General features: G+C 71.5%; 10 protein-coding genes and 1 pseudogene. 6 read left to right on the top strand and 5 right to left on the bottom strand.

Annotated elements, in window-relative coordinates; genetic code table 11:
• Positions 1-111: 111 nt before the first annotated feature.
• The 4 genes from AMK21_RS17910 (at position 112) to hutH (ending at position 5,133) form a co-directional block, all read left to right on the top strand.
• The gene (locus AMK21_RS17910) at positions 112-1,311 is read left to right on the top strand and encodes an adenylate/guanylate cyclase domain-containing protein (RefSeq protein WP_073879013.1); all 1,200 of its coding nucleotides are present in this window, start codon (positions 112-114) and stop codon (positions 1,309-1,311) included.
• A 124-nt stretch (positions 1,312-1,435) separates the two neighbouring features.
• Positions 1,436-2,248: an enoyl-CoA hydratase/isomerase family protein gene (locus AMK21_RS17905; protein ID WP_073879011.1), complete on the top strand. Its 813-nt coding sequence runs from the start codon at positions 1,436-1,438 to the stop codon at positions 2,246-2,248.
• A 94-nt stretch (positions 2,249-2,342) separates the two neighbouring features.
• Positions 2,343-3,497, top strand: coding sequence for a diguanylate cyclase domain-containing protein (locus AMK21_RS17900; RefSeq protein ID WP_073879010.1), 1,155 nt, complete (start codon positions 2,343-2,345; stop codon positions 3,495-3,497).
• Positions 3,498-3,573: 76 nt separating this feature from the next.
• Positions 3,574-5,133 (top strand): histidine ammonia-lyase, encoded by a 1,560-nt coding sequence (gene hutH, locus AMK21_RS17895; protein ID WP_073879008.1) that lies wholly within the window; start codon positions 3,574-3,576, stop codon positions 5,131-5,133.
• A 69-nt stretch (positions 5,134-5,202) separates the two neighbouring features.
• Here the strand turns inward: hutH and AMK21_RS17890 are convergent, their stop codons facing one another.
• Complete coding sequence (locus AMK21_RS17890) at positions 5,203-5,520, bottom strand: hypothetical protein (RefSeq protein ID WP_073879006.1); 318 nt, start codon at positions 5,518-5,520, stop codon at positions 5,203-5,205.
• A gap of 153 nt (positions 5,521-5,673) precedes the next feature.
• On the opposite strand from AMK21_RS17890, the gene AMK21_RS17885 reads away from it, so the two are divergent.
• Both AMK21_RS17885 and AMK21_RS17880 read left to right on the top strand, forming a co-directional pair.
• Complete coding sequence (locus tag AMK21_RS17885) at positions 5,674-6,078, top strand: hypothetical protein (protein WP_073879203.1); 405 nt, start codon at positions 5,674-5,676, stop codon at positions 6,076-6,078.
• 236 nt (positions 6,079-6,314) lie between these two features.
• On the top strand, positions 6,315-7,583 hold the full coding sequence (locus AMK21_RS17880) for a L,D-transpeptidase (RefSeq protein ID WP_073879004.1): 1,269 nt from the start codon (positions 6,315-6,317) through the stop codon (positions 7,581-7,583).
• On the opposite strand, the gene AMK21_RS17875 is transcribed toward AMK21_RS17880, so the two are convergent.
• The 4 genes and pseudogenes from AMK21_RS17875 to AMK21_RS17860 all read right to left on the bottom strand — a co-directional run bounded on the left by AMK21_RS17875 (position 7,531) and on the right by AMK21_RS17860 (position 9,278).
• The gene (locus tag AMK21_RS17875) at positions 7,531-8,250 is read right to left on the bottom strand and encodes an ATP-binding protein (RefSeq protein WP_234421964.1); all 720 of its coding nucleotides are present in this window, start codon (positions 8,248-8,250) and stop codon (positions 7,531-7,533) included. The two genes, AMK21_RS17880 and AMK21_RS17875, sit on opposite strands and share 53 nt — an antisense overlap.
• Positions 8,247-8,453 (bottom strand): hypothetical protein, encoded by a 207-nt coding sequence (locus AMK21_RS36100; RefSeq protein WP_073879002.1) that lies wholly within the window; start codon positions 8,451-8,453, stop codon positions 8,247-8,249. The genes AMK21_RS17875 and AMK21_RS36100 overlap by 4 nt, the downstream gene beginning before the upstream one ends.
• Positions 8,413-8,679 (bottom strand): annotated as a pseudogene (locus AMK21_RS17865) (helix-turn-helix domain-containing protein); the annotation flags it as partial. The pseudogene AMK21_RS17865 and the gene AMK21_RS36100, both read right to left, overlap by 41 nt.
• Positions 8,676-9,278: an RBBP9/YdeN family alpha/beta hydrolase gene (locus tag AMK21_RS17860; RefSeq protein ID WP_073879000.1), complete on the bottom strand. Its 603-nt coding sequence runs from the start codon at positions 9,276-9,278 to the stop codon at positions 8,676-8,678. The gene AMK21_RS17860 and the pseudogene AMK21_RS17865, both read right to left, overlap by 4 nt.
• Positions 9,279-9,291: the final 13 nt, after the last annotated feature.

Genomic DNA, 9,291 nt, shown 5'->3' with positions numbered 1-9,291 from the left:
TGAGCTAGGGCACACCTGCCGTATTGTTGAGGCGATCCAGCGACAGACCACTGTTGGGCGATCAGCGACAGATCGGCAGGCAGTGCGCAGGGAACGGGCAGGAGGCGGCTGGTGACCGTCGGCGACACGACGTCCGGCGCGGGCGAGGAGCCCCCGTCGGACTCCTCGGTCCATGCCACCCCGCATCACGAGGTCGACCACACGGCCGAACCGACCGACGACCCCCTCGCGATCCGCCTCGAAGCGCTGATCCTCGGGGCCGACCGCCGCTACACCCCCTTCCAGGCCGCCCGCACCGCCGGGGTCTCCATGGACCTGGCCTCCCGCTTCTGGCGGGCCATGGGCTTCGCCGACATCGGCCAGGCCAAGGCGCTCACCGAGGCCGACGTCCTGGCCCTGCGCCGGCTCGCCGGTCTGGTGGAGGCGGGGCTGCTCAGCGAGCCGATGGCGATCCAGGTGGCGCGCTCCACCGGGCAGACCACCGCGCGGCTGGCGGAGTGGCAGATCGACTCGTTCCTGGAGGGGCTCACCGAGCCGCCCGAGCCGGGGATGACGCGTACCGAGGTCACATATCCGCTGGTCGAGCTGTTGCTGCCGGAGCTCCAGGAGTTCCTCGTCTACGTGTGGCGGCGCCAGCTGGCCGCCGCGACCGGGCGGGTCGTGCAGGCGGCGGACGACGACGAGATGGTGGACCGGCGCCTCGCCGTCGGCTTCGCGGACCTCGTCGGCTTCACCCGGCTGACCCGGCGGCTGGAGGAGGAGGAGCTCGGCGAGCTGGTCGAGTCCTTCGAGACGACCGCCGCCGACCTGGTCGCCGCGCACGGGGGACGGCTCATCAAGACCCTCGGCGACGAGGTGCTCTTCGCCGCCGACGACGCGGGCACCGCCGCCGAGATAGCGCTCCGGCTGATCGAGGCGATGTCCCAGGACGAGACGATGCCCGCGCTGCGCGTCGGCATCGCCCTCGGCACGGTGACCACACGCATGGGCGACGTCTTCGGAACCACGGTGAACCTCGCCAGCCGGCTCACCTCGATAGCTCCGAAGGACGCCGTCCTGGTGGACGGGGCGTTCGCCAAGGAGCTGGTCCGGCACGGGGACGCCCCGGAGTCGGAGGCCCAGGCCGCCGAAGAGGTCGCGGCCTCCGCCGAGCGGGCCCGGCTGGCCGAGAAGGAGGGCCGCGAGGCGGTCGAGGAGCCACCCCTGCCCACGTACCGCTTCGGGCTCCAGCCGATGTGGCAGCGGCCGGTGCGCGGGCTGGGCGTCGTGGAGCCGTGGCTGCTGGCGCGGAGGGGGAAGACGGGGTCCTGAGCCCCGCCTTCACGTGCTCGGGTCCGGCTCGCCCTGTCGGTTCCCCGTGCGCCCTGTCTAGGATCCCTGTCGACAACGCTCGTTAACCGGCGTTCACCGGCAGTCGACCGACAGGGGTGCAGTCATGACCGTCACGTCCGAGCAGCGGTTCGGGGAGTTCGTCGCCGTACGGCGGCACGCGGGCCAGGAGCACGTGGCCGAGCTGGTTCTCGACCGGCCGAAGGCCATGAACGCGGTCTCCACCGACATGGCCCGCTCCATCGCCGCCGCCTGCGAGGCGCTCGGCGCCGACCGGGACGTCCGCGTCACCGTCCTCACCTCCAGCCATGAGCGGGCCTTCTGTGTGGGCGCCGACCTCAAGGAGCGGAACTCCTTCACGGATGCCGAGCTGGTACGCCAGCGGCCCACCGCCCGGGCCGCCTACACCGGTGTCCTGGAGCTGCCGATGCCGACGATCGCCGCCGTGCACGGGTTCGCCCTCGGCGGCGGCTTCGAGCTGGCCCTCGCCTGCGACGTGATCGTCGCCGACGCCACCGCCGTGGTCGGGCTGCCCGAGGTGTCCGTGGGCGTCATCCCGGGCGGCGGCGGTACGCAGCTCCTGCCGCGCCGGGTGGGGGCGGCACGCGCCGCCGAGCTGGTCTTCACCGCCCGCCGGGTGGAGGCGGCCGAGGCGCGGGAGCTGGGCCTGGTGGACGAGCTGGTCGCGGCGGGCCGGGACCGGGAGGAGGCCCTCGCGCTGGGGGCCCGGATGGCCGCCAACTCGCCGGTCGGGCTGCGGGCGGCCAAGAAGGCGCTCCGGCTGGGGCACGGGCTCGACCTGCGGGCGGGCCTGGAGGTGGAGGACGCGGCCTGGCGGTCGGTGGCCTTCTCCGGGGACCGGGCCGAGGGCGTGGCCGCCTTCAACGAGAAGCGGAGCCCGCAGTGGCCGGGTGAGTGACGCGTCCGCCTCTCTGGCTGCCCGCCGCGTGACGCCGGAAATTAGGTGCGCATCAAACTGATCAAAAGGGAACAAATCTACATAAGCTGGATAAATGGGTGAAGACGATGCTCGGCTGAGGGCCGTGGTCTCGCTGGCGCAGACGATGGCCGCGGCCTACACGCCGCGCGAATCGTGGCGGGCGGCCGCGCTGGGGGCCTGTGAGGCGCTGGGCGGCAGCTTCGCCGCGCTCTCCGTGTGGGAGCGGGACCGGGGCAGGCTGCGGGTCCTGGTCAACGCGGGGCAGCGGGCCGAGGGGGAGGAGGAGTTCCCCGAGGAGGAGGCCTACCCGGTCCACGAGTTCCCGGAAATCACCGAGTTCCTGCACGAACGCTGGGCCGGCGGCGGTGAGCCCGACGCCTGGGTGGAGACCGCCGACGGTCTGCCCGGCGCGGGTGGCCCGGCCCGCGGCGCCCGCCCGTACTGCCACCAGCGGGTGGCGGCGCTGCGGCGGCGCGGCCGGGGCTGCTGCGTGGTCGCGCCGATCGTGCTGCACGGACGGGCCTGGGGCGAGCTGTATGTGGCGCGCCCGGCCGGGAAGCCGGTCTTCGACCGCGACGACGCCAACTTCGCGACCGTGCTCGCCGCCGTCGTGGCCTCCGGGATCGCCCAGACCGAACGGCTGGAGGAGGTCCGCAAGCTGGCCTTCACCGACCCGCTGACCGGCCTCGCCAACCGCCGGGCCGTCGACATCCGGCTCGACGAGGCGGTCGAGGCGCACCGTACCGCGGGGGTCGTGGTCAGTCTGGTCGTCTGCGACCTGAACGGCCTGAAAGCGGTGAACGACACCCACGGGCACGCGGTCGGCGACCGCCTGCTGGAACGTTTCGGCTCGGTGCTCTCCCTCTGCGGGGCGATGCTCCCGGACGCGCTGGCCGCCCGGCTCGGCGGCGACGAGTTCTGCCTGGTGGCGGACGGGCCCGAGGCGGACGACGTGGTCGGGGTGGCCACCGAGCTCTGCGACCGGGCGGCGGTGATCGAGCTCGGCAACGGGGTCGCCTGCGGGGTCGCGTCGACCGGCGACCCGATCGGCCCGGTGCGCTCGGCCCGCCGGCTGTTCCGGCTGGCGGACGCCGCCCAGTACCGGGCCAAGGCCGCCCGTTCGCCGCGGCCGGTGGTGGCCGGGCGGGACGGTGAGGTCATCCGGCTCGCCGACTCCCCGCCGAAGTCGGCGCACGACCGGCGCAGGCTGCGTGGCAACCGGCCGTAGGTGCCGGTGAAGCTGTAAGGGGCCCAGTGCTGAACCACTAGTGACATAGCGGGTTTCAATCCGTACGCTGCTGAATATGGATATGCACACTGTCGTGGTGGGGACGTCCGGAACCACCGCTGAGGACGTCGTCGCCGTGGCCCGCCACGGCGCCCGGGTGGAGCTCTCCTCCGCCGCCGTGGACGCGCTGGCCGCTTCCCGTCTCATCGTGGACGCGCTCGCAGCGAAGCCGGAGCCGGTCTACGGCGTCTCCACCGGCTTCGGCGCCCTCGCCAGCCGCCACATCAGCACGGAGCTGCGCGCGCAGCTCCAGCGCAACATCGTCCGCTCGCACGCGGCGGGCATGGGCCCCCGCGTGGAGCGCGAGGTCGTGCGCGCGCTGATGTTCCTCCGGCTCAAGACGGTCGCCTCCGGCCACACCGGCGTACGCCCGGAGGTCGCGCAGACCATGGCGGACGTGCTCAACGCGGGGATCACGCCCGTCGTCCACGAGTACGGCTCCCTCGGCTGCTCCGGCGACCTCGCGCCCCTCTCGCACTGCGCGCTCACCCTGATGGGCGAGGGTGACGCGGAGGGCCCCGACGGCACGGTCCGCCCGGCCGGCGAGCTGCTCGCCGCGCACGGCATCACCCCGGTGGAGCTGCGCGAGAAGGAGGGCCTGGCCCTCCTCAACGGCACCGACGGCATGCTCGGCATGCTGGTCATGGCCCTCGCCGACCTGCGTAACCTCTACACCTCCGCCGACATCACCGCCGCCCTCTCCCTGGAGGCGCTGCTCGGCACGGACAAGGTCCTCGCCCCCGAGCTGCACGCCATCCGCCCGCACCCCGGCCAGGGCGTCAGCGCGGACAACATGCTGCGGGTGCTGGCCGGTTCGGGGCTGACGGGGCGGCACGCCGACGTCACAGGCGACGCGCCCCGGGTGCAGGACGCCTACTCCGTACGCTGCGCCCCCCAGGTCAACGGCGCCGGCCGCGACACCCTGGACTACGCGGCCGTGGTCGCGGGCCGCGAGCTGGCCTCGTCGGTCGACAACCCGGTGGTCCTGCCCGACGGCCGGGTGGAGTCCAACGGCAACTTCCACGGCGCGCCCGTCGCGTACGTCCTGGACTTCCTCGCGATCGTCGCCGCCGACCTCGGCTCGATCTGCGAGCGCCGCACCGACCGCCTCCTCGACAAGAACCGCTCGCACGGCCTGCCGCCGTTCCTCGCGCACGACGCCGGGGTCGATTCGGGCCTGATGATCGCCCAGTACACCCAGGCCGCGCTGGTCAGCGAGATGAAGCGGCTCGCGGTCCCCGCCTCCGCCGACTCCATCCCGTCCTCCGCGATGCAGGAGGACCACGTCTCCATGGGCTGGTCGGCCGCGCGCAAGCTCCGTACCGCCGTGGACAACCTGGCCCGGATCGTCGCCGTCGAGCTGTACGCGGCGACGCGCGCCGTGGAGATCCGGGCCGCCGAGGGCCTCACCCCGGCCCCCGCCTCGCAGGCCGCCGTGGCCGCGCTGCGGGCGGCCGGCGCCGAGGGCCCGGGCCCGGACCGCTTCCTCGCGCCGGACCTGGCCGCCGCCGACACGTTCGTACGGGAGGGGCGTCTGGTCGCGGCCGTGGAGCCGGTCACGGGGCCGCTGGCCTGAGCCGGCCCCTTACACACACGAAGGGCTGCCGCACCGGGGGGTGTGGCAGCCCTTTTCGCGGGTACGGGCTCAGATCGCCGGGCGGGCTCCGGTCCCGGAACGGCGCACCGAGTAGGTCACGAAGCCGGCGCCGAGGCCGAGCAGCGCCGTGCCGCCGATCAGATACGGGGTGGTGTCCACCCCCGGTCCGGTCTCGGCGAGCTGCGGCGCTGCGGCCTCCTCGGCGGCGGGCTGCGCACCCTGGCCGGACGCCGTGCCGGACGCGGGGGCCACGCCGCTCTGCGAGGCGGTTTCGACGGTCGCGTTGGCCGACGGGACGAACCAGAGAGCGGCCAGCAGCGTTCCTGCGGCGGTGGCGGTCAGGAGTGTGCGACGAGTGACGGACACAGTTTCGATCCCCTTGCGACAACCATGAGTTAGCCCCGTGGACCGATGCTAAGCAAAGCAGCGGGTCGGAGGAAAGTCGTGGCCGGGATGAGCCATACGCTCCGGAGTATGAGCACAGAAGAGACATCCAGGTTTGTTCGCGTCCGGGTGGAGATGGTGCTGGAGGTCACCGACCTCGACGCCCTCACCGGCACCGCCCTCGAATCCATCGCCGCCGAGTACGGGGAGCCGGTTTCGGGCATCACCGAGAGCGACACCGCCGAGGAGCGGATGCATGCCGAGGCCACCGTCCGGGCAGACGGAGCAGAGGCCCTCGCCTCGCTGATCGACCCGTTCGACCTGGTCAACGAGGTGCCCGGGGTCGAGCTCGCGCAGGCCTCCTGGAGCAGCGAGAGCGTCGGCTACGACCCCGACGCGGAGGGCTGGGACGACGACGAGGATGACGAGGACGGCCCGTTCGTGGCCGAGATCGAGGACGACGAGGAGGGGTACGGCGACGCGGTCGCGCACAATGGGAGGAACGACGGCGAGGACGGTGACCTCGCGCAACGGGTCTGACGTGTGAGAACACCGGCCCCGGCCCCGCTTCACCGCGGACCGGGGCCGTGCTGTGCGGCAGTTCCGTATCCGGGCTCGACAGCGGGAACCACCGCCGGCGCAGCCGCGTCGATGAGTGGTGTTCCCCACATCCCTGGCGGATGTGGAACGGAGCACTCGTTCCGGGTGTTCTTGGAACATTGACGGGGAATCGCCGACTGGCGGCACCGTTCGGGGATTGTGGGGAATCGGCAACGATGGAGAAGCGTGTGATGACGGACAGCAAGCGGCGCAGGGGCCTCGCGGCCGTGTCCGCACTGCTTGGCGGCGTGCTGGTGCTTTCGGCCTGTACCGACGACGGCGGCGACAAGAAGACGGGCGCCGGAAGCTCGGAGTCGTCACGGGCGCAGGAGGTGGACGAGGCCGCGGCCGAGGACGCTTCCGAGGCGCAGATAGCGATCAAGCCCGAGAACGGCGCCACCAACGCCAGTATCAACAACGCGGCCCAGGTCTCCGTCGAGAAGGGCAAGCTGACCGAGGTCGTCATGACCACGGCGGACGGCAAGGCGGTCGAGGGCACGCTGGCGGCCGACGGTTCCAGCTGGAAGCCCGCCGGGCAGCTCGAACGCTCCACCACGTACAAGATCGACGCCACGGCGGAGGACGCGAAGGGCCGCAAGGCCCACGAGAACAGCTCCTTCACCACCGTCTCGCCCGACAACAGCTTCATCGGGAACTTCACCCCCGAGGACGGCTCCACCGTCGGCGTCGGGATGCCCGTCTCGATCAACTTCAACAAGCCGATCTCGGACAGGAAGGCCGTCCAGGACGGCATCACCGTGACCTCCAGCAGCGGCCAGGAGGTCGTCGGCCACTGGTTCAACGCCCAGCGCCTGGACCTGCGCCCCGAGAGCTACTGGCAGGGCGGCTCCACCGTCACGCTGAAGCTCGCGCTGGACGGCGTCGAGGGCGCGGACGGCGTCTTCGGTGTGCAGCAGAAGACCGTGACGTTCAAGGTCGGCCGCAACCAGGTCTCGACCGTCGACGCGAAGACCAAGATGATGACGGTCACCCGCGACGGCAAGACCGTCAAGACCATCCCGATCTCCGCGGGCGCGCCCGAGAACCCCACGTACAACGGCCAGATGGTGATCTCCGAGAAGCACAAGGAGACCCGGATGAACGGCGCCACCGTCGGCTTCACCGATGACGACGGCAAGGGCGAGTACGACATCAAGGACGTGCCGCACGCGATGCGCCTGTCCACCTCGGGCACCTTCATCCACGGCAACTACTGGGGCAAGGGCATCTTCGGCACCGCCAACACCAGCCACGGCTGCGTGGGCCTCGCCGACGTGAAGGGCGCCAACGACCCGAGCGCCCCCGGCGCCTGGTTCTACGACAACTCCATGGTCGGCGACGTGGTCATCGTCAAGAACTCCCCGGACAAGACCATCACCCCGGACAACGGCCTCAACGGCTGGAACATGGACTGGGCCCAGTGGAAGGCCGGCTCCGCCGCCTGACCCCCGCCCCTGATCCCCGCCTCACCCCCGTCCCCGCCCGAAGGCGGCGGCACCCCGGAACGCCGGGGGGCCGCCGCCTTCGGCGTGTGCGGGAACTTCTACAACGCCGTATCCAGCCCCGCCCGGACGCGGCGGAGAAACGCGGTATCGGGCCCCGGCGGGGCGGCGGCCGGCTGCCCCCGCGACGCTCGCCCCTCGACCGCTGCGGCAACGGCGGACGGATCGCCAGCTGGGCCCACACCGCCTTTCCGCCCGTGGTGCGGTAGGAACCCCATCGCGCCGCCAGCTCCTGTACGAGGAAGAGGCCGCGCCCGCCCCCGGAGTCATCGCCGACGTGCTGGAGCCGGGGCGGCTCGCTCGACACGTCCCATACCTCTACGACGACGCTGTCCCGAAGCCCCACCAGGCGGACGTGGACGAGGTCGAGCCGCTCCAACTCCTCCCACGCCAGCTTCGCTGCCACCACTCCGGTGACGGCGATGGCATTGGTGACCAGCTCCGAGGCGACGAGAAGGACGTCGTCCTCGATGAGGGCGGCCTGCCACTTGGAGAGGGCGAACCGCAGGAAGTGGCGCGAGGCGGAGACGGCCGACTGCGCGGCGACCAGCGAGAGTTGGTCGACGAAACGCACCTGCCTGGTCTGGTACGGCGCCGTCTGGCGCGTCATGAGCCGTCGTCCAGGCTGATGACCTCCGCGCCGCCGGTGGCGTAGGCGAGGTGCGTGAGCATGGCGTTCTGGAGCGATCGGTTGAGCGGTGGCCGGTGGTAGTTGTAGTGGATGTTCCAGACCGCGAGAGCGTCGCGGCGTTCATCCTCCAGACAGCCAGGTGCGGGCGGCAGACCACTCGTTCTCGCGTCGCATGTTCTCATTCCGGCTGACCACGTCTGCCGGAATCGCGGAGGGTTTGTGGTGTGGTGCTGAGGAGCGGTCCAGCAGACCAAGATCGCCGTGCTGGCGGTAGCGGTGCACCCACTTCGAAGCGGTCGCCCGCGAGATGCCCATCTCCGCGGTGACATGAGCGATCGGGCGTGACTTGCAGCGCTCCACAAGTCGACGTCGCCCCTCGGGAGAGAGTGGCGCGTTGCGGTGTGTCATCTCGTTCTCGTCAGCTCTCCGTCGGTCCTTCGGGACGATGTGATCGCCGCGAGGGCCGCGGGGAGCGACGTCACACCGTCGGACGCGAGGAAGTGGCCGGCTCCGGGAATGACCTGGGACGGTGCCCCCAGGAGATCGGCAAGGCGGTCGGTGTGGCTCGGTGGTACGTAAGGGTCCGCGTCCGACCGGATCAGGGTGAGTCTGTCGACGTGGTTGCGGATCCCGGCCAGATCCAGCGGCTTGCCGATGTGAGAGTCCAGCGTCGGAAGGGTCGGCAGCGTGTTGACGAATCCTGAGACGAGCACGAGCGCACCAAGACGCCACGGACCCGCCAGGGAGCAGAGATGGCGGAGGGCCGTGATGCAGCCGAGGCTGTGCGCCACCAGGGTCGAGCCCTCATCCGGCGCACCGACGCTGGCTGCCACGGCTGCCAGCCAGCGATCAGGGTCAGGCGCTTCGGAGTCCGGAAGGGCAGGAACGGTCGTAGGAATGCCACGGGCGTCGAGCTGCGCGGCCAGCCATCCGAACCAATGGTCCTCAGGTGTTGCGGCGTAGCCGTGGATGATCGTGGCCCGCTTCCGGGTTGTCTTCAGTGTCATGGCGCTGGACGGT

It is taken from the genome of Streptomyces sp. CB00316 (assembly GCF_001905595.1).
Classification (GTDB): domain Bacteria; phylum Actinomycetota; class Actinomycetes; order Streptomycetales; family Streptomycetaceae; genus Streptomyces.
Note: the sequence above shows the minus strand (reverse complement) of the source record. Positions and strands in the feature narration are given on the sequence as shown.